Below are 22,677 nucleotides of genomic sequence, written 5' to 3'. Positions count from 1 at the left end.
GCCCGCCACTCCGGCTCCGCGGCCCTGGCGGCGGCGGTGCGCCGGGCGGGGGACGAGGGCGCGCGGGTCCATCCCGGGCTGCGCCTGGCCACCGCCTACGCATGGCGGCTGATGGTCATCGGGGTGGCCGTCTATCTGGCGTTCTCGGTGCTGGGGCAGTTCAAGCTCGTCGCGGTGGCGGTGTTTCTCGCGCTGGTGGCAACCGCGTTGCTGCGCCCGTTGGCCGATCTGCTGGCGCAGGCGCTTCCGCGGCCGCTGGCGGTGGCGCTTGCGGTGTTCGGCACGCTGTTCGCGGTGCTGGGGCTGCTGGCGCTGGTGGGAAACGCGGGGGCCGCGGAGGCGGGCCGGCTCGTGGGTGAGCTGCGCGGCGGGATCGGGCGGATCGAGCGGTGGCTGGAGGGGCCGCCGTTCCATGTCCGGCGCGGCGTGCTGTCGGGGGCCCACGACAAGGTCACCTCCTTTGTGTCGCAGCATCGCGCGCTGCTGATCAGCAGGGCGCTCAGCAGCGCGGGGCGGGTCGTGGAGGCGGGCACGGCGCTGTTCCTGGCCCTGTTCTGTTCGGTCTTCTTCATCCATTCCGGGGACCGGATGTGGCGGTGGTTCCGGGGCCAGCTTCCCGAGCGCGCCCGGTCTCCGTGGGACCGGGCGGCGCGGGCGGCGTGGACCACCTTCGCCGGATACACCCGGGGCATCATCGTCGTGGCGGCCTCCAACGCGGCCCTGGTCGGCATCGCCCTGTCGCTGCTGCGGGTGCCGCTGGCCCTGCCGTTGACGCTGCTGGTCTTCTTCGCGACGTTCGTTCCGCTGATCGGTTCGCCGATCGCGCTGGCGGTGGCGACGGTGGTGGCTCTGGCCGGGCGGGGCCCGGCCATCGCGGCCGTGGTGCTGCTGCTGATCGTGGCGGTCGGCCAGTTCGAAGCCCATGTACTGCATCCGCTGGTGATGAGCTGGGCGGTACGGCTCCATCCGGTGGTGGTGGCGATTTCGGTCATCGCCGGAACCATCGTCGCGGGGGTGATCGGGGCGGTCGTGGCGGTGCCCATGGTGTCCGTCGCCTGGTCGGTGACGCGGGCGCTGCGCCTCCGGCCGCCCGACGAAGCCTGACCGTCGCAGGGCCGGAACACCCCACGCACCCATGGCCGGAACACGCCCGCATAAATGGCATCTCAGATTCGCATTCAGCTAATGTGACGCCATGCGGCTGACGAAGTCAACGGACCTGGCGCTCCGCACGATCATGCGGCTGGCGGTCACCGGAGCAGAGCCCTGCACCGCCCGGCAGGTCGCCGGGGAGATGCAGGTGCCCTACAGCCATCTGGCCAAGGTGGCGGCCCGGCTCCAGCACCTGGGCCTGATCGAGACACGGCGCGGCCGGGGCGGTGGGCTGGCGCTCACCGCGACCGGGCGCACCGCCTCGGTCGGCCAGTTGGTCCGTGAGTTCGAAGGGGTTGGCGATGTCGTCGACTGCGAGGGGGATACGCCGTGTCCACTGCGGCAGGGGTGCCGACTGCGCATGGCGCTGCGCCGGGCACAGGAGGCGTTCCTCGCCTCGCTCGACCCTCTGACGGTGGACGATCTGGTGGCGTCCCCGACCGGCCCGGTGCTGCTGGGGCTGGTCGGGCGCGCACCCGGCCTGTCCCCGTGAGGCCGCCCCGTCCGGGGTGCGAACCCCGGATCCCGTCCTACTGAGCCGTGCTGCCACGGAGGTCGCCATGCTCGCCGCATCCACGCCGCAAAATACGAATCTGAGATACCAGTTAGGCCCGCTCATGCTCTCCCTGAAGTCCGCCGAGACCGTCCGCGCCACGCTCCCCGCCGTCGGTGAGGCCATCGGCACCATCGCCGACCTGTTCTACCGGAAGCTCTTCGCGGCCCACCCCGAGCTGCTGCGGAATCTGTTCAACCGGGCCCACCAGGCCGCGGGCACCCAGCGGCAGGCTCTCGCGGGCGCGATCGCCGCGTTCGCCACCGCCCTGGTGGAGCGGCCGGGCGTCCGCCCCGACACTTTGCTCGGCCGGATCGCCCACAAGCACGCCTCGCTCGGGGTGAGCGCCGCGCAGTATCCGGTGGTGCACCGTCATCTGTCCGCCGCCATCGCGGAGGTGCTCGGCGACGCGGCCACCGAGGAGGTGATCGCCGCCTGGGACGAGGTCTACTGGCTGATGGCCGACTCCCTGATCGAGACCGAGCGGCGGCTGTACGCGGAGCGGGGGGTGCTGGCCGGCGGGACCTGGCGGCAGTGGGAGGTGATCGAGCGGACCCGGGAGACCGCGGATGTGGTCACCTTCCGGATACGGCCCGCGGACGGCCGCCCCGCCCCGGCGTTCCGAGCGGGCCAGTACGTCTCGGTGCGGGTGGAACTGGCCGACGGGGCGCGGCAGATCCGCCAGTACAGCCTGACCAACGCCCCCGACGCCACGGTGCGCACCTTCTCCGTCAAGCGCGTGGACACCGGCGAGGGCCCGGCCGGTGAGGTCTCCACCCATCTGCACGACCACGTCCACGAGGGCGATGCGCTCACCGTCTCCGCGCCCTATGGCGACATCGTGCTCGACACCACGGACACGCCACTGCTGCTCGCCTCCGCGGGAATCGGCTGCACCCCGATCGTGGCCATGCTGGAGGAGCTGGCGGCCGGGGGGCATCGGGCCCCGGTCATCGCCGTCCACGCCGACCGCTCCCCCGCCGACCACGCCCTGCGCGCCGACCAGGAGCGGCTGGTCACCAAGCTGGCACAGGGCACCGCCCACGTTTGGTACGAGCGGCCCGAGGGTGACTGGCCGGCCGAGCGCACCGGCCACCTCGACCTGTCCGGGATCGGGATCCCGGACGGCGTCCAGGCGTATCTGTGCGGGCCGCTGCCCTTCATGCGGTCGGTGCGGACCCAGCTCCTGGAGCGCGGTGTACACCCCTCCGCGATCCACTACGAGGTCTTCGGACCCGATCTGTGGCTGCCGCGGGGGGACGGCGAGGGGCACTGACGCCCGGCCCCCCGATGTTGGCCGGATGAACTCGAATGGCCCAGACGCCGGTCGCTTTTGCCCGGGGGAACGTGGGACCGTACGGACACGGGTTCTGTCCGTTCCGTGCGCAACCATGCGGAATGTTCCGTCCGGTACCCCCACATCGACGAGGAACCATGGATCGCGAAAAGATCACTCTCAGCGGCGCTCAGGAAACCTTGCTCGCCACGCTGTACGGAAGGGCGGTCGACAGCCGTTCACCGGACTCCATCCTGCACGACCACGCGGCCCGCGAGGCGGTGGAGCGGGTGGCCTACGACTTCAGCAAAACGGGGATGACGGACACGACGGCGGTCGGCATCGCCCTGAGGGCGAAACAGCTCGACGACTGGGCCACGGAGTTCCTGGCCGAGCATCAGAAGGCGACCGTCCTCCATCTCGCCTGCGGTCTCGACACCCGGGTGCAGCGCCTCGACCCGCCCTCGTCGGTGCGCTGGCTCGACATCGACTACCCCGAGGTGATCGATCTGCGCCGGAGGCTGCTTCCCGAGCCGACGGGGAACTACGAGATGGTCGGCGCCTCGGTGACCGATGAGGCGTGGCTGCGCGAGGTGCCCGACGACCGGCCCACGGTGGTCGTCGCCGAGGGGCTGACGATGTATCTGCGCAAGGAGGACGGCAAGCGGCTGATCCAGCGGATCACCGAGCGGTTCCCCAGCGGCCAGTTGCTCTTCGACGTCTACGGACCGCTGGGCATCCGGCTCCAGAAGATGGTCCCCGCGGTGCGCAACGCGGGCGCCACACTCCACTGGGGCCTGGACGACCCCCATGAGGTCGAGACCTGGCACCCGGGGCTGACCTGCCTGGACGCGGTACGCAGCGTGGACATGCCGGGCGTGGAGAAGATGCCCACCTCCGGCCGGATGAGCATGCGGGTGATGGCGCATCTGCCCGGCTTCCGGGATGTGGGCCGGATCCTGCGCTACCGCTTCTAGCGGCCCGGGGCGAGGGAGCGCTTGCCCGGCGCCGGGTGGTTCCGGCGCCGGGTGGTTCCGGCGCCGGGTGGTTCCGGCGCCGGGTGGTTCCGGCGCCGGGTGGTTCCGGCGCCGGGTGGTTCCGGCGCCGGGTGGTTCCGGCGCCGGGTGGTTCCGGCGCCGGGTGGTTCGGGCGCCGGGCCGGGCGGATGTGCGACGGCTATTTGATGCCCACCAGCATGGAGTAGCCGTCCGTCAGCGGTTCGATCCGGCTGCCGCGGAATCCCGCCTCCGCCATCCAGGCGCGGCCGTCGGCGGCCGTGTACTCGAAGCCGGCCCGGGTCTCGATGAGCATGTTCAGGCTCGCCAGCAGACCGAAGGTGTTCTCCTCGCGGCCGTCGTCGATGATGGCGTCGTAGACGAGGACCGCTCCCCCGTCCGGCAGCGCGTCGTACGCCTTCTTCAGCAGCAGCCGCTTCTCCTCCAGGCCCCAGCCGTGCAGGATCTGGCCCAGCACGATGACATCGGCGCCGGGCAGGTCGTCGGTGAAGAAGTCGCCACCGTGGAAGGTGAGCCGGTCCTCCAGGCCGAAGGACGCCACGTACTTCTCGAAGACGGGCCGCACCCGGGGCAGCTCGAAGACACCGCCGCTCATATGGGGGTGGCGCTGGGCCACCGCCACCGGAAGGCAGCCCACCGCTCCCCCGACGTCCAGCACCGTCCGGTAGTCGGCCCAGGGGAACCGCTCGGCTATCACCAGGGCCTTGCCCATACTGAGCCCGGTCATTCCGTGCAGGAATCCCTCGAGGCCCTCCTCGTCCCGGTAGATGGCGTCGAATACGTCGCCGCCGTGCTTGTGCTCGTTCTGCGGTTCGCCTGTTCTCAGCGCCTCGGTGAGCGAGCCCCAGAAGGGATACAACCGGCTGTTGGCCATCTCCAGGATGCCGCCCACATAGGTGGCCTTCCTCCGGTCGAGGTAGGTGTCCGCGGACGGGCTGTTGCGGTACACGTCCTCGGATCGCTCCAGGAATCCGAGGGCGACCAGCGCGTCGAGGAAGTCGGCGGCGCCTCGCGGATGCAGCCCGAGCGCCTCGGCCAGGTCACCGCCCGTGCGGGGGCCCTCGGCGAGCCGCGAGAACAGATCCAGCTCCACCGCGGTGAGCAGTGCCTTCGACGCCATGAAGCCGAGCCCGACCTGAAGTATCGGCTCGGGGCTGATCTCGTGCCGCATAACGCTCCCTCGCTGTTTCCCACGGATGTGCGCTCTCACCGCACCTGGCCGCACCTGGCCGCATTTGGACCTCCTTACGCTACCGTGCCGTTGCCCCCTACACGGGTCCCGCCGGACGGCCGGACGAGAGCCACGGCCCCGCCCCGCCCACCGTGCGAGAGCGACCATGGGATGCACCAGCGCCGCCAGGGCCTGGCGCAGCCTCGACCGCGTCGGCCCTGCTACGGCGGTGCCCGCTTGACCTTGACGCAGCGGCAGGGTTTCTACTGGCACTATGCGCATCGGAGAAATCGCCGCGCTGGTTGGAGTCACCTCCCGGACCGTGCGGCATTACCACCACATCGGCCTGCTGCCCGAGCCCCAGCGGCTGGCCAATGGATACCGTGTCTACAGCCTCAGGGACGCCATCCTGCTGGCCCGGATCCGGCGGCTGACCGAGCTCGGGCTCGCCCTGGACGAGGTGCGGGATGTCCTCGCGGACGACGCCGGGCGCGAACTGGCCGAGGTGCTGGGCGAGTTGGACGCGGACCTCGCACGCCAGGAACACGAGATCCAGCAGCGCCGCAGGGTCCTCAAGGCCGTTCTGGAGGGCCCGCTCACGCCGGACGCGCCGCTCTCCCCCGCGCTCATCGAGCTCCTGAAGGGCGCGCCCGCCACCGCCTCGCCGGCCGCCGCCAAGGACCGCGAGCATCTGATCCTGATGGACGGGATCGTCGGCGGGGACGCGGTGTACGCGGCGCTGCGGCCGCTGACCGAGGACCCCGCCATACTCCCCCTGTACGAGCGGCTGGACGAACTGGACGGGGCCGAGGCGGACGATCCGCGGGTGGCGGCGCTGACCGACGACCTCGTCGCCGCCGTACCGGACGAGCTCCTGGCGGCCATCCCGGAGGACGGCCCGACGGCGGCCGGCTTCGAGCAGGCGCTTCTCGCCGACTACTCGCCCGCCCAGGCCGAGGTGGTGCGCCGGGTGATGGAGCGGATGACCGCCCGGCTGCGCGCCAGGAGCGCGTCATGAGTTCTCCGATCGCACGAGCGGCGGCGCGGGTGAGAGGCGCACTGCACGCCCTGGTCCCGCTGGTCGTGCGCCGACTCCTCGCACACGAGATCCGGGCCCTGCACAGCCTCGCCCTGTGGGTGCTGCGCCGCCGCCACCAGATCCCCGAGGGTGCGCCGGCCTTCGCCTACACCGGACCCCAGACGGCCATGATGTATGCGATGGTCTTCGTCTCGGTCGTCGAGACGGTGGCGCTGGCGATGGTGATCCCGTGGCCGGTCGTGCACGCGGTCCTGCTCGTCGTCGATGTGTACGGGGTGGTGCTGGTCCTCGGCCTGCACGCGGCCTGCGTGGTCCGGCCGCACGTCGTGGGGCCGGACGGCTCGCTGCGCATACGGTACGGCGCGCTGTTCGACCTGCGGGTTCCGGCCGCCGCCATCGCCACCGCCCGGGTCGACCGTCGCTACCCCGACGGACGGCTGCTGCGGGTGAGCCCGGACGGGGTGCTCGACCTCGCGGTGGGCAGCCAGACCACGGTGACGGTGGAGCTGACGGAACCGGTGAAGTACGTGCGACCGCTGGGCGCGGAGGGCTTCGCCCATACGCTCCGGTTTCACGCGGACGATCCGCGGGAGGCGGTCGCCGCGCTCACCCGGGTCCGGACGGTGCCGGCCGAGAACCGCTAGGCCGACGCGCTGATGAGCTCGTCGGCGACCCACCGCGCGACATCGGCGGGGTAGGGCGCCGCCAGCCCGAGCACGATATGCGAGAAACCGGCGTCGACGGCCTCCGCGATCGCGGCCCGGGTGACGCCGGGCCGGTCGTAGGAGACGGACAGGACGATCGAGCGGGTGATCGCGGCGGGGTCGCGGCCGATCTCGGCGCAGTAGCGGTCCAGCAGTGCGCTGCGGTTGATGGCGTCGGCGATCTCACCGCCGGGCATGTTCCATACCTCAGCGTGCTCGGCCACCACGCGCAGTGTCGCGGACGAGCGTCCGCCGATGGTGATCGGCGGATGGGGGCGCTGGACGGGCTTGGGGTTGCCGAACGCTCCGGTGAGCTGGTGATAGGTGCCGTGGAAGTCGAACGGCTTCTCCTCGGTCCATAGCCGCCGGATCACCGTGCAGGCTTCGGCGAGGCTGCCCACGGCGTGCGCGGTGTCGTGGAAGGGCAGGCCGTGTGCCGCGTATTCACGCCGGGCCAGAGGGTGGCCGGGGCGTGAGCCGACGCCGATGCCGAACTCCAGCCGGCCGTCGGAGACGATGTCGACGGTCGTGGCGATCTTGGCCAGCATCGCGGGCGGCCGGAACCGGTTGCTGGTCACCAGCAGGCCGAACCGGAGTCGACGGGTGTGGGCGGCGAGGGCCGAGAGCAGCGTCCAGCCCTCGTGGGCCGGTCCGTCCGGGTCGCCGCCGATCGGCATGAGGTGGTCGAAGAGCCACGCGTGCTCGATCTCCGGGATGGTGTCCGCCTCGCGCCAGACCCGCAGGATGTCGTGGTAGTCGACCTGCATGGGGGCGGTCATGATCCCGAAACGGGTCGGGGGTGTGTGTGACATGGAGCCGTCGGTCCTTTCGGCACCGGCAGCGGCGGCTGAGGCGCGCTGCCGAGGTTCAAGCGGAACAGCTTGTGGCCGACCGGCTTCCGGAAGGACACGGAAGCGTGGTGGCCATGCGTGAGGTGGTCGCCGGGTCCCCGCTCTGCCAACACAGGCAAACGGAACCCCGCTCCGGTAACGATACGGAGCAGCGTTCCGCTTGGCAAGCCCGGCAGTGAAGCAGCGGCGCGGTGAACGAGGGCGACAACGCCCGATTTCTGAGTACCTTCTGAGTATCCGGACAGATGCGGGGACCGCCGCATCCGCCGATTCTTGTCCGCATGAGTGAGACACCGGTCAAGCAGCAGAGCACGGCCGCGTTCTACGGCCAGGCGGTCGCCTCCTTCGCCGTCGCCATGGCCGCCACCGCCGTCGGAATCTTCCAGTTGAGCGCCGACGCCTGGGTGCGCGGCTTCCTGGCCATCTCCGTGCTCTACCTGGTGACGTCCGCCTTCACCCTGGCCAAGGTGATCCGGGACCGGCAGGAGGCCGGGCAGATCGTCAGCCGGGTCGACCAGGCGCGGGTGGACAAGCTGCTCGCCGCACACGACCCCTTCGAAAAGCTGTAAGCACCCCCGGGCCGTCCGCCACTACCCGTCGATGACGAGCCCCTTGGCCTTCAGCACCTCGGCCAGCCGGCTGACCTCGATCACGCTCTTTCCGGCGCGGTAGTCGGCGATATACGCGTCTTCCGCCTCGACGCGCGCCTGAGACCTGCGGATGACGTCCGCCACGTCCTCGCGGCGCACCACGACGACGCCATCGGCGTCCGCGCCACGCGTTGGCCAGCACATCGCCGAAGGAACCGGCCTCGGCGTACGCTCCCGCGGAGACCACGATGGCATCGCCGGGGCGGGCATGGGCGATGGCGACCTGGAGCATGATGTTGTCCCGTGGCGCGCAGCGCACGGTGAAGGCGGGGCCGTAGGCCGACCGGTGCAGTTGACGAAGGCGTAGAAGCCACCGCTCGGCGGGGTGCAGGACAGCCCGGGGGTGTCATCGATCAGTTTGTCCTGGACAGGCCGCCCTCCTCCCGCAGCCGGGTGAAGTTCGGCGTGTCGCTGATGCGCCTGCGGATGTAGAGCCCGGCGATGCCCAGCGGAATGGCCAGCAGGAACGGTATGCGCCAGCCGTAGGACTCCATGGCGTCCGCCCCGAGGCCGCTGGTCATGCCCGCCGCGATCAGCGTTCCGGTCAGCAGGGAGAGGAAGGAGGCGATCTGGGCGTAGCTGGTGTAGAGGCCGCGTCTGCCCTCGGGGGCGTGCTCCGCGAGGAAGGTACGTCGGCAGCAGGCCGATCGCCGCCGTCGCCACGCTGATCAGCATGATGACGAAGACGAGCATCCGCTGTCGGCCCATGCGGTCACCGAGGTGGCCGCAGATGATGCCGCGTTCCAGCAGGCGTCGCTCCAGCCCCGGGTGATCGGTGAGCTCGAATCGGTCCTGACCCTGGTCAGCGCCATCGGCGCCGACCTCGGGGCGACGGTGCCGCCCTGGTCGGCGGCGCGCGCCATCCTCGATGTGCGGAACCTGGAGGTACGGCGGATCGTCGATCCGGCCATCCAGGTCAAGCTGTCCCTCTGCACCTCCGACCATCAGCCGCTGTCGGAGCCCGCGCACGCCGTGCACGATCTGTTCCACGAGCTGATCGCCGACTTCGGCTAGCCGGGATCGCGTTCATCCATTCCGGCTGCCGATAGCGTCACGCGAAATATCTCTGTGTGGCCGCATTGCATGCTTACTCGCGGCTTTCCGGAAATTGGCATGGGCATCGGCGAATGCGTAACGCGGTCACCGATTTCCCCCGCCGACGCCCTCCGGGGGCGGTCCGCTGGTGCCCCGTACCGTCAGCTTCGGGTCCAGCACCGCCTCCCGTGGCTCCGGCGCCGTGCCCTCCAGCCGCTCCACGGCGAACCGCACCGCGTACTCGGCCATGAGCACCGCGTCCTGGCGGACCGTGGTCAGGCCGATCGGCATCAGATGGGAGAGGTGGCTGTCGTCGTAGCCCACGACGGACAGGTCGCGCGGGACGCCTACGCCCGCCTGGGTCAGCGTCATCAACAGCCCCATCGCACAACGGTCGTTGCCCGCGAGGACCGCCGTCGGCAGGGGCCGGCCGTGGTCACGCTCGTCCAGCAGCAGCCGCCCCGTCTCCATACCGGACTGCTCGGTGTGGTCGCCGGGGATCACCCGCAGCTCCGGCTCCAGGCCGTGACGGCGCATCGCCGCACGGTAGGCGCGGCGGCGTTCGGCCGAGCCCGGTCCGCGGCCGCCGTCGATGTGCACGATCCTGCGGTGGCCCAGTTCGACGAGGTGCTCCATGGCCTGCCGTACGCCCTTGCCCTCGGCCGTGTGCACGCTGTCGACTCGGGCGTGGGGGACCCGGCGGCCGACGGAGACGGTGACCGTGCGGTGTCCCAGCGCGTCGATGTCCTTGGGCTGCGCGCCGGGGCCGAGCAGGATCACCGCCTCGCAGCGGTGGCCGAGCAGCGCCTCTATGGCCTTGGCCTCGCCGCGCCCCTGAGCGGTCGCGGAGAGCAGGACGTCGTAGCCGAGCCGCTCGGCCTCGGGGTAGATGCCCTCGACGAGGTCGGCGTGGAAGGGCTGGTGAACGGTGAACATCACGCCGAGCGTGCGGCTGCGGCCGCGGGCCAGCAGGCGGGCCGCGCTGTCGGGCCGGTAGCCGATCTCGTCGGCGACGCGCAGCACTCGGTCGCGGGTCTGCGGGCTCGCTCCCGGCTGATCGCGGAAGACGATCGATACGAGTGCCCGGGACACGCCCGCCCGCTCCGCGACGTCCGCCATGGTGGGCCGCTGCTTGCCCGATCCATCCACCTGTGACCACCCTCCGATGCCGCCCACCTTACGGGCAGTCGTGAAACCCCCCGGCAACAAGCTATTGACATGACATTCGGACAGGGGCCATCGTACTCGCCTAGAGCGCGCTAGTAGCGCGCTCTAGGCACCCGTTCCCCTCCCCTCGAACCGGCAGGAGGCGGCCATGGACGTCAGGGACGACGCGACACGGGCCCCACACCGGCCACGCTCCTTCATCCGCTCCTGAATCCGCTCCTGAATCCGCGCCTGAATCCGCTCCTGAATCCGCGCCTGAATCCGCTCCTGAATCCGCGCCTGAATCCGCTCCTGAATCCGCGCCTGAATCCGCTCCTGAATCCGCTCCTGAATCCGCTCCTGAAGAAATCCACCATGACCGCACATATAGGTGTCACCGCCGTGACCGACATCGACCAGGCCCGCGCCACCGAGGTGGCCACCCGCGTCGGCGCCACCGCGCTGCCCACCGGCAGCGACCTGATCCACTCCCCCGACGTGGACGCCGTCCTCGTCACCTCGTGGGGCCCCACTCACGCGGAGCACGTGCTGAACGCCATCGCGGTGGGCAAGCCGGTGTTCTTGCGAGAGGCCGCTCGCCACCACCGCCGAGGACTGTCTGCGCATCGTGGAGGCCGAACGTCGGCATCCGTACCGCCGGGTGGCACGGCACCGCCGTGTTGCAGGACTGGAAGGGCCGGTTCGGCGGTGCCTTCGACACCGAGTTCGGCGAGTGGGTCGCCTCCGTCGCGACGGGCGCCGAGCCCACCGGCCCGTGCTCCTGGGACGGCTACGCCGCCACCGTCATCACCGACGCCGCCGTCCAGTCCCTGGAGTCGGGCGGCCGACTCATCACCGTCGACATGAAACCCCGACCCGTCTTCTACGGAGCCACCTCGTGAAGATCGCACTCGACCCGTACATGCTCCGCGCACTGCCGCTCGACGAGATGGTGCGCACGGTCGCCGAGCTCGGCTACAGCCATATCGAGTTGTCCCCGCGCGACGACTTCATGCCGTTCTTCCTCCACCCCCGGGCGGACGACGAGCGCGTCGCGGCGCTGAAGCGGGCCCTGCGCACGCATGGTGTCCAGCTCTCCTCCGTACTGCCGTTGTACAAGTGGTCCTCACCCGACGAGACCGAGCGGCAGACCGCCGTCCGCTACTGGAAGCGGATGATCGAGATCACCGCGGACCTCGAATGCCCGCTGATGAACTCGGAGTTCAACGGCCGTCCGGAGCGCGCCGCCGAGAGCGAGGCCGCGTTCTGGCGCTCGCTGGAGGAACTGCTGCCGCTCTTCGAACGCGAGGGCATCGCCCTCAACCTCGAGGCCCACCCGGACGACTTCTGCGAGGAGAACACCCCCGCCGTCGACCTGGTCCGCGCCATCAACAAGCCCTGGGTGAACTACCTCTACTGCGCTCCGCACACCTTCCACCTCTCCGGTGCCGAGCCGACGGCGGACATCGCGGGGATGATGCGCTATGCGGGCGACAAGCTCCAGCATGTGCACATCGCGGACTCCTTCAACCACAAGGGCTCCTCCGGCCTGCGCTACATCCTCAACCCGCCCGGCACGCCCGCCCGTATCCACCAGCACCTGGACATCGGCCAGGGCGAAGTCGACTGGGACACCTTCTTCGGCACCCTCCGCGAGCTGAACTTCGACGGCGTGGCCACCGCCTGTGTCTTCGCCTGGGAGGAACGGGCCCGGGAGTCCTCCGCCTTCATGCTGAACCGCATCCGCAAGGAGCTCACCGGGTGAAAGGGGGTGGCCGGACCGGCTGCGTCGGGTCCGGCCACCTTCACACAGGCGGAGACACCGACGCAGACACCAGCGGAGGCACCGGCGCAGACACCGGCGGAGGCACCGGCGGAGCGCCAAAGCCCCGTTGACGGACGCCCCGCAGTGGCCGTCCACGTGCGGACGGGCGGTGGGCGGTGTGTCTCGCGCCGGCGTTCGGCGGGGTGACGACGCTCCTCGACCGGGCCTCGGGCGGGCTCACCGTGGGGCGGGCCGATTATGGGCGCACCGATCACATCAGGGACCGCGACGGCGGGTCACCCACGCAATGCCCGCAGGTGGGCGCTGCGGACGTCGGCGGTCTGGCCCTGCACCACCAGGAACAGGCCCTCCCGGGCCAGCCGCTGCGCGGGGCTGCCGAGGCCGAAGGCCCGGCCGCCGCCCGCGACGATGGCGGCGGTGGTGGCGGCGCGCAGCACATCGTAGGCCCGGGTCTTCACCGCGAGCCGGTCCGCCAGTCGCTCGCCCGCCGGTACCTCGTCCACCAGCGCGTACGCCTCCCGGCGCACCTCACGCAGCCGCTCGCCCAGCACCTGCGCCGTCTCCTTCGCCTCCGCGTCCCCGGCGGCCTCCAGCAGTTCCAGGGCCGCGCCCGCCACGCCGAACACGGCCGGGTTGGGGTTGGTGTTCTTCGGCCGGTCCGCGATGGCCCACTCCTCGTAGGGACGGCTCCAGACCACGTCCTCCTCGGGCACCACCAGGCCGTCCAGCTCCAGGCCGACCGTGCGGGTGCCGGTCAGCGCGGCCAGTTGGAGCTGCGGTGTGGGCCGCAGACCGGGCTGCTCACGAGCGTCCGCGAAGGCGAACAGCGCCTCACCGTCGTCGGTGACCCCGGCGAGCAGCATCACATCGTTCAGGCCCCAGCCGGTGTACCACGGCACCCGGCCGTCGAAGCGCCTGCCGCCCGGGACCCGGGTGACCCGCACCGGCTTGCGGGGAAAGGCCCGCAGATGGGAGAAGGCGATACCGGACAGCAGCGTGCCGTCGCACAGCGGTCGCAGCAGCCGCTCGCGCGCCGGGGAGTCGCCCGCGGCGAGCATCCTGACCGGGCTGTGGTGCTGGGCCTGCACGAAGTAGGTGGAACAGCAGGCCCCGGCCAGGATTTCGGCGACCTCCCGGGCAACCGCGTCCGCCACCTGCGCCCCGCCGTATGCCACCGGGCCGCCCACCCCGAGCACCCCGGACCTCTTGACCTCGGCGATCGTGGCCGGGGACACGCCCTCGCGGTCGGCGGACTCGGCGCCGGGCGCCAACACCTCGTCGGCGAGGCGCCGGGCCGCCTCGATCAGCGTCGGGGCCGGGGCGGTCATGACCGCTCCTTTCGTTGGCGCGTCGGTGTGTGGGCTGTCCTGGGGCGTCGAGCCGCCTACGCGTGAGCGTCGGGGGACGTGAGACCGGCCAGCAGCAGGCGCATGCCGCGGTGGAAGTGGGAGTCCCAGTCGTCCTCCTCCAGAAGGGGGAAGTGACCGGCGAGGGTGGGGTATTCGTCGATGTGGGCGCGGATGTGGGCGTCCACGGCCGAGCGGGTCGCCGCCTCGTCGGAGCGCTGCTGCCACACCGCTTCGGAGGAGGCGGAGCCGATTACATAGTGGGTGATGGTGGCCGCGGCGGACGACAGGTGGACCCCTTCGAAACCGCCCGTGGTGAGCGCGGTGTAGGCGAACTCCGAGGCGCGCAGGGCGTTGGGCCCCATGAGGGGGCGGGAGTTGGCCAGGGCCGCGGCCCACGGGTGGCGCAGCAGGGCGGAACGCAGGCCGGTCATGAACGCCTCGGTGTCCTCCTGCCAAGAGGCACTGTGCTTCTCGGGGAGGTCGAGTTCGGCGAAGACGGCGTCGAGGGCCAGGTCGAGGACGTCGTCCTTGGTGGCCACATGCCAGTAGAGGCTGGTCGCGTGGGCGCCGAGCCGCTCGGCGAGCCGGCGCATGCTCAGCTTCTGCACGCCGTCGCGGTCCAGCAGCTCGACGGCGGTGGCGACGATCCGCTCATGTGAAAGCTGAGGACGTGGGCGGGACGCCTTCTCGGCGCGGAACCACACCGCTCCCGGCGCGTTGTCCGGCGCCGCCTTTCCCTTGTTCCCGCTCGTTCCCTTGGTCCCGTTCGGCTTCACACTCACGAGGCCGCAGCCTACCCCGTTGCCGTCACCGTTCCATCAATCCTACAGTGTTGGATAGATTCCAACAGCGATGGAGAAGTGGAGCGAGGGAGGAACATGAGGGACGAAGAAGGCCATCCGCGCCGGTGGGCGATCCTGGTGGCCTTATGCGCCGCCCTGCTCGTGATCGTCATCGACAACACCGTCCTGCATGTCGCGGTGCCCGCCATCGGCGACGCATTCGACGCCTCGACGGACCAGCTCCAGGCGGTGATCGACGCCTATGTCGTGGTCTTCGCCGGGCTCCTCATCACCGCGGGTGTCCTCTCCGACCGCTACGGCAGGCGGCGCACCCTCGTGCTGGGGCTGCTGGTCTTCGGGGCGGCGTCGGGTCTGGCCGCGGCAGCCCCGTCGGTGTGGTGGCTGATCGCGATGCGGGCGCTCATGGGCGTGGGCGCGGCGCTGGTGATGCCCGCGACGCTGGCGGTTCTCGTCCTGGTCTTCCCCGAACAGGAGCGCCCGCGGGCCTTCGCGGTGTGGAGCGCGGTCGCCTCCGTCGGCATGGCCGCGGGGCCGCTGCTCGGTGGCGCCCTGGTGGACATGTGGAGCTGGGCGGGGGTCTTCCTGATCAACATCCCCGTGGTGTCGGTGGCCCTGTTCGGGGTCGTACGGCTGGTGCCCCGGACACGGGCGCCCGATGGCTGCGGGCTGGATCCGTTCGGCACGGTTCTGGTCACCGCGGGCATGACCGGCCTGGTGTGGGCCCTGATCGAAGCCCCGGCGTACGGATACACCGCGCCCGCGGTGCTGGGCGGGGCGGCGGTGGCGCTGATGGCGCTGATCGGCTTCGGCGTACGGCAGCACCGCTCCGCGACGCCGATGGTCGATCTGCGGCTCTACCGCGACCGGCGGTTCTCCGGGGCCGGCTTCGCGGTGGCGGTGATGACGATCGCCACCGGCAGCACCCTCTTCGTGCTGAGCCAGTATCTGCAACTGGTACTGGGCTACAGCGCGTTCGAGACCGGTCTGGCCGCGGTGGCGCTGGCGGCTGGGGTCGTGGCGGGGTCGACCGTGGGCGGCCGGGCCGCGGCCAGGTTCGGGCCGCGGGCCTGCATCGTCGCCGGATTCACCGTCACCGCCGCCGGATTCGTGACGCTGGCCTCGCTCTCCGAGGAGGGCAGCTATGCGACGGTGTCCGTCGGGCTGGCGCTGGCCGGTATCGGATCGGGGATCGCGGGGCCCTCGGCCACCAGCACGGTGCTGGGGGCGGTGCCGCCCGAACGGGCCGGTATGGGCTCCGCGCTCAACGACACCCACCAGCAACTCGGCATCGCTCTGGGCGTGGCCGGGCTGGGCAGTTTGCTCGCCACCGTCTACCGGGGCAAGCTGCCGGACGGTCTGCCCGACGACGCGATGTCCTCGCTCGGCGCCACCCTGTCGCATGCCCGGGACCGCCCGGATGGCGAGGCGCTGACCGAGGCGGCGCGTTCGGCCTTCACCGACGCCCAGTCCGTCACGATGAGCGTCGGGGTGGCGGCGGCCCTGGTCGGCGCGGCCGTGGCGCTGTTCGTACTGCCGGGCCGCACCACCCTGGCGACGGCGCCCGAGCCGGAGTCCGGGGAGGCGGGACAGCCCGGATCACAGCGGGGCGCGGAGTGAGGACCGGCCCTTCCGCCAGGCGCTCAGAAGCTCATCAGATCGGCGAACAGCTCCGCGTGCGACCGATGCGCGACGTACTCAGGCAACTGCCACAGCTCGCCCTCGTCCCGGGGGTAGTGGCACACCCCCGCGCCGTCGGCCGACTCCACCAGCGGCCCGGCCACGGCGGTGTCCGGGTCGTCGTGAGTGGTGGCATCGGAGCGCAGCGCATCCGGGCCGTCCCTGTCGTCGCCGGCCCCGCCCCGGCCAGGGGTGTCGCGAGCGGACACCTCAGCTCGCCCCGGTCAGCTACGGTCACCTACAGCACGACGATCGCGAACGCGACGCAGAAGGCCGCGAACAGCACCACAAAGGCCCAAATGATGATCGTGGGGCCCTTCGACCAGCCTTTCGTGGGGTTGTAGGTCTCCTGGGGGCCCGTTTCCGAGAGGCCGTCTTCGGCCGGTGGGGTCTCCCCCGGGGGCACGCCCACGCTGGGCCGTAGTCCGGGAGTGCGCTCGGGGTTCGGGACTGGGTTCGTCTGGTCCATCTCCGATGCGCTCCTTTCCGCCTTCGGGGCGCCGCCTGCCCGGGGCCCGCCACCCCGCACGGCCTGTGCGAGGCGCTGTCCCCGGTGGACTCTTCCCACGATACGGCGGAAAGCGCGCCGGGCACGGCGTGGCGTTCGCGGCCCACCGTGCGCGTCACGGTTGCTTCGCGCTCACTGCCGTGCCGGTGGTGTGGAACACCAGGTGCGGCCGGGCCTCACCGTGTGCCCGATCACCTGGCTAGGGTGATCCGGCATACCGAGGACATCGCGTGACCAGCAGGAGGTGGCGAGTGGGGGCAGCCGATCCCCTGGCGATAAGGGTCCCGGTCGGGGAGGGCTCCGATCGCTGGGCCAGCCGGGCCACCCCTCGCCGTGTCCTGCTGGTGGTGCACAACGTCACCTCCGCCGGACGGCTGCTGGACGTGCTGCCGCTGTTCCACGACGACTTTCGGGTGCAACTGCTGGCCACGTCGACGGAGTCATCCGCCTTCCAGGGGGGAATCCGCGAGCTGTTCGCCGAGCTGGGTCTGCCCGTACTGCCCTGGGAGCAGGCGCTGGCGACACCGGTGGACCTGGCGGTTTCCGCGAGCTTCGGTGGTCGGCTCGACCGGCTGCACGGCAAGTTAGCCGTACTGTCCCACGGTGTCGGATACACCAAGAAGCTGCTGGTGACGGAAGCCGGAGGCCGCGAGCCGACGTTCGGGCTGTCACCGGAGTGGCTGCTCGCGAACGGCGAACCCTTCGTGGACGGCCTCGTGCTGTCCCATCCGGAGCAGTTGGAGCGGTTGCGGCGAGTATGCCCCGAAGCCGAGGAGACGGCCGTCCTCGCGGGCGACCCGTGCTTCGACCGCCTGCTGGCCGGCCGTGACTACCGTGAGCGGTTCCGGCGCGCCCTGGGGGTGCGGCGCGGTCAGCGGCTCGTGGTGCTCAACTCCACCTGGAATCCGGAGGGTTTGTTCGGAAACGGCGGTGGCCATGACGTCCTGCCGAGTCTGCTGCCCCGGCTCGCCGCCGAGTTGCCGGCCGACGACTACCGGCTGGTGGCCGTGTTGCATCCGAACATCTGGTACGGGCACGGCCCGGGACAGATCCGGGTGTGGCTGGACCGGGCCCGCCGCAGCGGTCTCACCTTGATCGACCCCGTGCACGCATGGCGGCAGGCCCTGCTGGCGGCGGATGTCGTCGTGGGGGATTTCGGGGCGGTCTCCTACTACGCCGCGGCGCTGGGCATCCCCGTACTGCTGGCGTCCGCCACACAGGACAGGCTGGATCCCGCGGCGCCACTCGCCACGTTCGTCCGGGAGGCGCCGCGGCTCGATCCGCACGCCCCGCCACGGGATCAGCTCGAGGAGCTGCTGGCGTGGCACCGGCCGCTCGCCGGTCCGGCGGAGTTCACCAGCTCGGCCCCGGGCGCCTCGGCGACGCTGCTGCGGCGGCTCTTCTACTGCCTGATGGATCTCCCCGAGCCCGCGGCCCCCGCACTGCTGGAGCCGCTGCCCCTGCCACCGTACGATCCGCCACGGCGCACGGCTCCCCTGAACGTCCGTACCCATGTGCGGGGAACCGAGGTCCATATCGAGCGCACCACGGGGCACCCCTACGACGCGACCGGCGAAACACACCTCGCCGTGCACGAGGACACCCGCGACCCCGGCGACCTGGCCCTGGCCGACGTGATCGTGCGCGAGGGGCAGCCGGACGACCCCCGCCTCGGTGGCCCGGAGGAGTGGAGCGCGGAGGTGCTGGACCGGCATCCGCACTGTGCGCTCGCCGTGTATGTGAGCGGGCCGGACCGGTGCACGGTGCGCGGCCGCGATCACGGCGTGTTCCAGCTCAAGGCGGGCCCGGGCGCGGACGCCGACCCGGCCGCGTACGCCTCCTCGCTGCACGCCTGGCTGGCGGATGGCCGGACCGTGCCACCCAGCGGGATGACGCTCCGGGTGCACACGGCCGGCGGCGTGCACCCGGTGGCGGTGATGCCCGCTAGCGCGGGGGTTGGCAGCGCAGCCGCAGACGGGCGAGATGCGCCAGATGCGGGGCCGCCCGCTCCGGGCTGAGCAGGCGCTCGGCCTCGGCGATCTTCGTCAGCGCCTCGGCGTCGTCACCGGCGTCGTGCAGCGTCTCGGCGAGATCGGTGAGCGCGCGGGCCTGGTTGTACGCCTCTCCCCGTGCCGCGAAGAAGTCCCGCGCGGTCTCCAGACGGGCGCGGGATTCCGCCAGCCGGCCCAGACCGCGCAGGGCACGCCCCTGGTGGCGTTCGGCCAGGGCGAGGGCACGTGGCAGATCCTCCGCGCCCTCCTGGCCGGGAGCGATCCGCCGGTAGACGTGCTCCGCCTCGACGAACCGCTCGTACGCCGCGTCGTACCGCCAGTGGTTCAGATGCAGCAGGCCCAGCATCTCGACGGACGACGCCTCGCCCCGTACGTGTCCCGCGGCGCGTTCACACGCGACGGCGGTGTGCACCGCGCGGTCCGCCTCGTCCCACCGCCTCAATTCGCCCAGGCAGTGGCCCAGTTGGAAGTGGAGCGCACCCGCCATGCGGGGATCCGCGTGATGCCGCTCGGCGCACCGGGCCGCGATCCGGAGGGCGGGCAGCACCTCGTCCCAGAACCCGGCCTTGAGCTGCACCGGCCACAGCGCACGGGCCATCCGCATCGCCGTGTCGATGTGCTGGTACTCCTCCGCCACGGACACCGCCCGGACCACGTTTCCGGTCTCGGCCAGCAGCGCCGCCATGCCCTCGGCCTCGTCACGGTACGCAGTGCCGTGCGCCGGTGCCGGCTCGGTCCGCCAGCTCTGCGGCAATGCCGCGTGCGCGGCGTGCAGCGCCCGGTTCAGCAGCCCCTCCAGGGCCCGGGACATCGCCGCGGAGCACTCCGGGATCCCGTGTTCCAGGGCGGCGGTGTCCGCCAGAACGCGACGCACCTCGGGCCGGAATCGGTACCGGCCGTCGCCCAGGGCCTCCACCAGTTGTGCGTCCGCCGCCTCGGCGAGCATCCCCGCGGCTTCCTCCTGGCCGACCGCCGCGGTGTCCCCCGCCAGCCGGGCGTCGATCGCGGGCCAGCCGCCCAGAGCGGTCAGCCGGCAGAGCCGCGCGGTGTCCGGCCGCAGGCGGCGGCAGGCGCTCCGCACCATGCCGTGCACCGGATGACGTGCCGTGGACTCGGCCATGTCCTCCGGCAGCGGCGGCTCCTCGGCCAGCAGGCTCATCGCGGCGGCCTTCAGGGCGAAGGCGTTGCCCGCGCAGTGGCCGAGCAGGGACGGCATCCGGGACTTGGCCAGCGCCACCTTCTCCGGCCCTGCCACCTTGCGCAGCATCCGCACCGCGTCCCGGTCGCTCAGCGGCGGTACGGCGATGCGCTCCGCCTCCAGCGCGAAGGCCGGGCCGGAGGCGACCACCAGCAGGAAGACCTCCGGGGTGGCCGGGACCAGGCCGCGGACCTGCGCGGCCGAGGAGGCGTGATCGATCACTACCAACGCTCTGCGGCCGGCCAGCAGCCGCCGGTACAGCTCGACCCGCGCCGACTCCGCGGGTGGGATCTCCTCGGGCTCGACACCCATCTGCCCCAGCAGGCGCAGCACGACGGCGGACGGCTCCAGTCCGCTCTCCCCGGCGGCGTCGCGCAGGTCGACGTAGAACTGCCCGTCGGGGTACTGCGCGATCTGGTCGGCGCCCCAGTGGAGAGCCACCGCGCTGGTTCCGATCCCGGGCGGCCCGTATAACAGCGCGACGCGTGGCCGCCCCGCCGCGGCGCGGGTCGCCTCGCGCTTCAGCCGCCGCAAGACGACCTGGCGGTCGGTGAAGTCGCGGGTGGCGGGCGGCAGTCCGGCACCGGGGCGCAGCGCCACCTCGGAATCCTGCAAGGTCCGCAGCAGAATGGCCCACTCACCACCGCGCCGCGGATCCCCGCTGAGGCGCGCATGCGTCTCCCGCGCCAGCACCTGCCATCCCTCCGGGGTGGCCGGCAGCGGCGTCTCCCGCCCCAGGGTCCGTCTCACCAGTGCGCCCGTCGACAGCAGCATCTGCTTGCCCATCTCCCCCGCGGCGCCATTCCCCACCGCGGTGAGGAACGCGGTGAGCGCACTCACCGTCACGACCTCGAACACACCAGCCCCTCCCCTGGTACCCATCCGGACCTTGGCCGGACTGTATCCCCGCAGCCACCACAGGAAACAGCCGAGTCTCCCCGACTCCGCTCGACGGCCGCGCGCGCAACCACGATAGGCGACAGGCGCGCCACACACTGTCACTTCCCTCGGGCCGCGGAGCCGGTGGCGGCCGAGCCGCCGGTGACGAAACCCTCGCGGTGCGACGGTCGCGTTCTTGCGAGACGCTGGGGGCAGGGGAGCGTGCCCGGGCAGCGGCGACGGGCCCCGGGGTCGCGCACCGGCAGGGGCGCCGCGCATCCGGGTTGACCTCCGCATCTAGTGAGGAAGGCGGGCCGTGATGAGCGCTTCGGATACGGACGCCATGAGGCGGAGCCAGGGCGAGCCGGCCCCCCTCTCGGCGATCACGTTGAACGTCAACGATCAGGTGCGGCGGCTCGAGGTGGATCCGCGGACCTCACTGCTCGACGCGCTGCGCGAGCAGTTGCGCATGAGCGGGACCAAGAAGGGGTGTGACCACGGCCAGTGCGGTGCGTGCACCGTGCTGATCAACGGCCGGCGGGTCAACTCCTGTCTGACGCTCGCCGTCATGCACGAGGACGACGAGATCGTGACGATCGAAGGCTTGGGCGATCCCGACCATCTGGGTCCCGTACAACGGGCCTTCCTCGAGCGTGACGGCTTCCAATGCGGCTACTGCACTCCCGGCCAGATCTGTTCGGCTGTCGGCATGCTCGCCGAGGTGGCGGCGGGCTGGCCCAGCCACGCCACGGCCGAGGTGGCCGCGCCGCGGATCACCTTGACCGATGACGAGATCCGCGAGCGGATGAGCGGCAACATCTGCCGGTGCGCCGCCTATCCGAACATCGTCGCGGCCATCCGCGACAGCGCGGAGAGAGGCCCGGGATGAGGTCCTTCACCTATGAGCGGGCGACGGACACACAGGCCGCCGTCACCGCGGTGGCGCGATCCGGCGCGAAGTTCATCAGCGGCGGCACCAATCTGCTCGACCTGATGAAGCTCGACATCGAGGACCCGAGCCATCTGGTGGACATCAGCCGGCTTCCGCTGCGGGACATCGAGGAGCTGCCGGACGGCGGACTGCGCATCGGCGCCCAGACGCGGAATTCCGATGTGGCCGCCGATTCCCGGGTGCGCACGCGCTATCCGGTGCTGTCGGAGGCGCTGGTATCGGGCGCCTCGGGCCAGTTGCGCAACAAGGCGTCCACCGGGGGAAATCTTTTGCAGCGCACGCGCTGTCCCTACTTCTACGACACGGCCGCGGGCTGCAACAAGCGGAACCCCGGATCCGGCTGCGCGGCGATCGGCGGGTTCAACCGGATACACGCGATCCTCGGCGCCGGCGACTCCTGCATCGCCACCCACCCCTCGGACATGGCCGTCGCGATGGCCGCGCTCGACGCGGAGATCGAGCTGCTCGGGGCCGACGGCTCGGTGCGCCGCGTCGCCATCACGGACTTCTACCGGCTGCCGGGCGACACCCCGCAGATCGAGACCGTACTTGCTCCCGCCGAGATGATCACGGCCGTGGCGCTGCCCTCGCCTCCGCCGGGCCGGCAGATCTACCGCAAGGTGCGCGACCGGGCGTCGTACGAGTTCGCGCTGGTGTCGGTGGCGGCCATCGTCTCGGCCGATCAGGGAACGATCCGGGAGGCGCGGGTGGCGTTCGGCGGAGTGGCGCACAAGCCGTGGCGGTCCATCGAGGCGGAGGGCGCGCTGACGGGCCGTCCGGCCACGATGGCCACCTATCGGGACGCGGCCGAGGCGGCGATGCGCGACGCGGTCGGGCAGGGCGACAACGACTTCAAGATCGAGCTGGCCAGGCGCACCCTGTGCCGCACGCTGGCGCAAGCGGCCCGGGCGAGCTGAGGA

Annotated in this window: 23 protein-coding genes and 2 pseudogenes; 14 read left to right on the top strand and 11 right to left on the bottom strand. The window is 71.4% G+C overall.

The features are described from left to right. Positions 1–24: 24 nt before the first annotated feature. From KN815_RS20955 to KN815_RS20940, 4 genes are all read left to right on the top strand, one after another. The gene (locus KN815_RS20955) at positions 25–1,104 is read left to right on the top strand and encodes an AI-2E family transporter (protein WP_253209135.1); all 1,080 of its coding nucleotides are present in this window, start codon (positions 25–27) and stop codon (positions 1,102–1,104) included. A 91-nt stretch (positions 1,105–1,195) separates the two neighbouring features. Next, the gene (locus KN815_RS20950) at positions 1,196–1,645 is read left to right on the top strand and encodes an RrF2 family transcriptional regulator (RefSeq protein ID WP_078638339.1); all 450 of its coding nucleotides are present in this window, start codon (positions 1,196–1,198) and stop codon (positions 1,643–1,645) included. 124 nt (positions 1,646–1,769) lie between these two features. After that, on the top strand, positions 1,770–2,981 hold the full coding sequence (locus tag KN815_RS20945) for a globin domain-containing protein (RefSeq protein ID WP_216343475.1): 1,212 nt from the start codon (positions 1,770–1,772) through the stop codon (positions 2,979–2,981). Between the two features lie 158 nt (positions 2,982–3,139). Then, complete coding sequence (locus tag KN815_RS20940) at positions 3,140–3,958, top strand: class I SAM-dependent methyltransferase (protein WP_216343474.1); 819 nt, start codon at positions 3,140–3,142, stop codon at positions 3,956–3,958. 199 nt (positions 3,959–4,157) lie between these two features. Here the strand turns inward: KN815_RS20940 and KN815_RS20935 are convergent, their stop codons facing one another. Continuing rightward, positions 4,158–5,168, bottom strand: a complete 1,011-nt coding sequence (locus KN815_RS20935) for a methyltransferase (protein ID WP_216343473.1) — start codon at positions 5,166–5,168, stop codon at positions 4,158–4,160. Positions 5,169–5,442: 274 nt separating this feature from the next. Between KN815_RS20935 and KN815_RS20930 the strand changes: the two genes are divergently transcribed. Both KN815_RS20930 and KN815_RS20925 read left to right on the top strand, forming a co-directional pair. After that, positions 5,443–6,186, top strand: a complete 744-nt coding sequence (locus KN815_RS20930; RefSeq protein ID WP_216343472.1) for a MerR family transcriptional regulator — start codon at positions 5,443–5,445, stop codon at positions 6,184–6,186. Continuing rightward, positions 6,183–6,851 carry a hypothetical protein gene (locus tag KN815_RS20925; protein ID WP_216343471.1) on the top strand — a complete coding sequence of 223 codons (669 nt, stop codon included), beginning with the start codon at positions 6,183–6,185 and terminating at the stop codon, positions 6,849–6,851. The genes KN815_RS20930 and KN815_RS20925 overlap by 4 nt, the downstream gene beginning before the upstream one ends. Here the strand turns inward: KN815_RS20925 and KN815_RS20920 are convergent. Next, positions 6,848–7,723, bottom strand: a complete 876-nt coding sequence (locus tag KN815_RS20920; protein WP_216343470.1) for an LLM class flavin-dependent oxidoreductase — start codon at positions 7,721–7,723, stop codon at positions 6,848–6,850. The two genes, KN815_RS20925 and KN815_RS20920, sit on opposite strands and share 4 nt — an antisense overlap. Before the next feature lie 320 nt (positions 7,724–8,043). Here KN815_RS20920 and KN815_RS20915 point away from each other — a divergent pair, with 320 nt between their 5' ends. Continuing rightward, on the top strand, positions 8,044–8,331 hold the full coding sequence (locus tag KN815_RS20915) for a YiaA/YiaB family inner membrane protein (protein ID WP_043236392.1): 288 nt from the start codon (positions 8,044–8,046) through the stop codon (positions 8,329–8,331). Between the two features lie 21 nt (positions 8,332–8,352). Here the strand turns inward: KN815_RS20915 and KN815_RS52215 are convergent, their stop codons facing one another. The 3 genes and pseudogenes from KN815_RS52215 to KN815_RS50585 all read right to left on the bottom strand — a co-directional run bounded on the left by KN815_RS52215 (position 8,353) and on the right by KN815_RS50585 (position 8,981). After that, positions 8,353–8,556, bottom strand: coding sequence for an RraA family protein (locus tag KN815_RS52215; RefSeq protein WP_372458416.1), 204 nt, complete (start codon positions 8,554–8,556; stop codon positions 8,353–8,355). Positions 8,557–8,581: 25 nt separating this feature from the next. Next, positions 8,582–8,671, bottom strand: a pseudogene (locus KN815_RS52210) (4-carboxy-4-hydroxy-2-oxoadipate aldolase/oxaloacetate decarboxylase); the annotation flags it as partial. 94 nt (positions 8,672–8,765) lie between these two features. Next, the gene (locus KN815_RS50585) at positions 8,766–8,981 is read right to left on the bottom strand and encodes an MFS transporter (RefSeq protein WP_253209134.1); all 216 of its coding nucleotides are present in this window, start codon (positions 8,979–8,981) and stop codon (positions 8,766–8,768) included. A 151-nt stretch (positions 8,982–9,132) separates the two neighbouring features. Between KN815_RS50585 and KN815_RS20900 the strand changes: the two genes are divergently transcribed. Continuing rightward, positions 9,133–9,426 (top strand): LysR substrate-binding domain-containing protein, encoded by a 294-nt coding sequence (locus KN815_RS20900; RefSeq protein ID WP_253209133.1) that lies wholly within the window; start codon positions 9,133–9,135, stop codon positions 9,424–9,426. Between the two features lie 126 nt (positions 9,427–9,552). On the opposite strand, the gene KN815_RS20895 is transcribed toward KN815_RS20900, so the two are convergent. Continuing rightward, positions 9,553–10,566: a LacI family DNA-binding transcriptional regulator gene (locus KN815_RS20895; protein WP_216343477.1), complete on the bottom strand. Its 1,014-nt coding sequence runs from the start codon at positions 10,564–10,566 to the stop codon at positions 9,553–9,555. Positions 10,567–10,986: 420 nt separating this feature from the next. Here KN815_RS20895 and KN815_RS20890 point away from each other — a divergent pair. Both KN815_RS20890 and KN815_RS20885 read left to right on the top strand, forming a co-directional pair. Further along, a pseudogene (locus KN815_RS20890) lies at positions 10,987–11,495 on the top strand (Gfo/Idh/MocA family protein); the annotation flags it as partial. Continuing rightward, positions 11,492–12,358 carry a sugar phosphate isomerase/epimerase family protein gene (locus KN815_RS20885; RefSeq protein WP_216343469.1) on the top strand — a complete coding sequence of 289 codons (867 nt, stop codon included), beginning with the start codon at positions 11,492–11,494 and terminating at the stop codon, positions 12,356–12,358. The pseudogene KN815_RS20890 and the gene KN815_RS20885, both read left to right, overlap by 4 nt. Before the next feature lie 296 nt (positions 12,359–12,654). On the opposite strand, the gene KN815_RS20880 is transcribed toward KN815_RS20885, so the two are convergent. Then, a complete protein-coding gene (locus KN815_RS20880; protein WP_216343468.1) occupies positions 12,655–13,707 on the bottom strand; it encodes an acyl-CoA dehydrogenase family protein in 1,053 nt (350 codons plus the stop codon). Between the two features lie 56 nt (positions 13,708–13,763). Then, positions 13,764–14,510, bottom strand: coding sequence for a TetR/AcrR family transcriptional regulator (locus KN815_RS20875; protein WP_216343467.1), 747 nt, complete (start codon positions 14,508–14,510; stop codon positions 13,764–13,766). A gap of 96 nt (positions 14,511–14,606) precedes the next feature. Between KN815_RS20875 and KN815_RS20870 the strand changes: the two genes are divergently transcribed. Continuing rightward, positions 14,607–16,148, top strand: coding sequence for an MFS transporter (locus KN815_RS20870; protein WP_216343466.1), 1,542 nt, complete (start codon positions 14,607–14,609; stop codon positions 16,146–16,148). Between the two features lie 23 nt (positions 16,149–16,171). Here KN815_RS20870 and KN815_RS52205 read toward each other — a convergent pair whose 3' ends face one another. Then, positions 16,172–16,417, bottom strand: coding sequence for a hypothetical protein (locus KN815_RS52205; protein WP_216343479.1), 246 nt, complete (start codon positions 16,415–16,417; stop codon positions 16,172–16,174). A 29-nt stretch (positions 16,418–16,446) separates the two neighbouring features. Beyond that, the gene (locus KN815_RS20860) at positions 16,447–16,677 is read right to left on the bottom strand and encodes a DUF6480 family protein (protein ID WP_216343465.1); all 231 of its coding nucleotides are present in this window, start codon (positions 16,675–16,677) and stop codon (positions 16,447–16,449) included. A 290-nt stretch (positions 16,678–16,967) separates the two neighbouring features. Between KN815_RS20860 and KN815_RS20855 the strand changes: the two genes are divergently transcribed. After that, on the top strand, positions 16,968–18,734 hold the full coding sequence (locus tag KN815_RS20855) for a UDP-N-acetyl glucosamine 2-epimerase (protein ID WP_216343464.1): 1,767 nt from the start codon (positions 16,968–16,970) through the stop codon (positions 18,732–18,734). Here the strand turns inward: KN815_RS20855 and KN815_RS20850 are convergent. Beyond that, a complete protein-coding gene (locus tag KN815_RS20850) occupies positions 18,661–20,784 on the bottom strand; it encodes an ATP-binding protein (protein WP_216343463.1) in 2,124 nt (707 codons plus the stop codon). The genes KN815_RS20855 and KN815_RS20850 overlap by 74 nt on opposite strands. A gap of 340 nt (positions 20,785–21,124) precedes the next feature. On the opposite strand from KN815_RS20850, the gene KN815_RS20845 reads away from it, so the two are divergent. Both KN815_RS20845 and KN815_RS20840 read left to right on the top strand, forming a co-directional pair. Further along, entirely contained in the window at positions 21,125–21,694 is a 570-nt protein-coding gene (locus tag KN815_RS20845) for a 2Fe-2S iron-sulfur cluster-binding protein (RefSeq protein ID WP_216343462.1), read from the top strand. Continuing rightward, the gene (locus KN815_RS20840) at positions 21,691–22,674 is read left to right on the top strand and encodes an FAD binding domain-containing protein (protein WP_216343461.1); all 984 of its coding nucleotides are present in this window, start codon (positions 21,691–21,693) and stop codon (positions 22,672–22,674) included. Before KN815_RS20845 ends, KN815_RS20840 begins: the two co-directional genes overlap by 4 nt. Positions 22,675–22,677 lie beyond the last annotated feature (3 nt).

It is taken from the genome of Streptomyces niphimycinicus (assembly GCF_018883605.1).
GTDB classification, from domain to species: Bacteria; Actinomycetota; Actinomycetes; order Streptomycetales; family Streptomycetaceae; genus Streptomyces; species Streptomyces niphimycinicus.
The sequence above is the reverse complement of the archived record's forward strand: the minus strand, read 5'-3'. Positions and strand labels throughout refer to the sequence as shown.

What these genes read in the sequence shown, in the direction of transcription:
- KN815_RS20945 (WP_216343475.1), top strand. Translation starts at nt 1,770, where the DNA reads ATGCTCTCCCTGAAGTCCGCCGAGACCGTCCGCGCCACGCTCCCCGCC.
- KN815_RS20930 (WP_216343472.1), top strand. Translation starts at nt 5,443, where the DNA reads ATGCGCATCGGAGAAATCGCCGCGCTGGTTGGAGTCACCTCCCGGACC.
- KN815_RS20880 (WP_216343468.1), bottom strand. Translation starts at nt 13,707, where the DNA reads ATGACCGCCCCGGCCCCGACGCTGATCGAGGCGGCCCGGCGCCTCGCC.
- KN815_RS20845 (WP_216343462.1), top strand. Translation starts at nt 21,125, where the DNA reads ATGAGCGCTTCGGATACGGACGCCATGAGGCGGAGCCAGGGCGAGCCG.
- KN815_RS20950 (WP_078638339.1), top strand. Translation starts at nt 1,196, where the DNA reads ATGCGGCTGACGAAGTCAACGGACCTGGCGCTCCGCACGATCATGCGG.
- KN815_RS20935 (WP_216343473.1), bottom strand. Translation starts at nt 5,168, where the DNA reads ATGCGGCACGAGATCAGCCCCGAGCCGATACTTCAGGTCGGGCTCGGC.
- KN815_RS20870 (WP_216343466.1), top strand. Translation starts at nt 14,607, where the DNA reads ATGAGGGACGAAGAAGGCCATCCGCGCCGGTGGGCGATCCTGGTGGCC.
- KN815_RS20860 (WP_216343465.1), bottom strand. Translation starts at nt 16,677, where the DNA reads ATGGACCAGACGAACCCAGTCCCGAACCCCGAGCGCACTCCCGGACTA.
- KN815_RS20915 (WP_043236392.1), top strand. Translation starts at nt 8,044, where the DNA reads ATGAGTGAGACACCGGTCAAGCAGCAGAGCACGGCCGCGTTCTACGGC.
- KN815_RS20895 (WP_216343477.1), bottom strand. Translation starts at nt 10,566, where the DNA reads ATGGCGGACGTCGCGGAGCGGGCGGGCGTGTCCCGGGCACTCGTATCG.
- KN815_RS20840 (WP_216343461.1), top strand. Translation starts at nt 21,691, where the DNA reads ATGAGGTCCTTCACCTATGAGCGGGCGACGGACACACAGGCCGCCGTC.
- KN815_RS20925 (WP_216343471.1), top strand. Translation starts at nt 6,183, where the DNA reads ATGAGTTCTCCGATCGCACGAGCGGCGGCGCGGGTGAGAGGCGCACTG.
- KN815_RS20920 (WP_216343470.1), bottom strand. Translation starts at nt 7,723, where the DNA reads ATGTCACACACACCCCCGACCCGTTTCGGGATCATGACCGCCCCCATG.
- KN815_RS52215 (WP_372458416.1), bottom strand. Translation starts at nt 8,556, where the DNA reads ATGTGCTGGCCAACGCGTGGCGCGGACGCCGATGGCGTCGTCGTGGTG.
- KN815_RS20940 (WP_216343474.1), top strand. Translation starts at nt 3,140, where the DNA reads ATGGATCGCGAAAAGATCACTCTCAGCGGCGCTCAGGAAACCTTGCTC.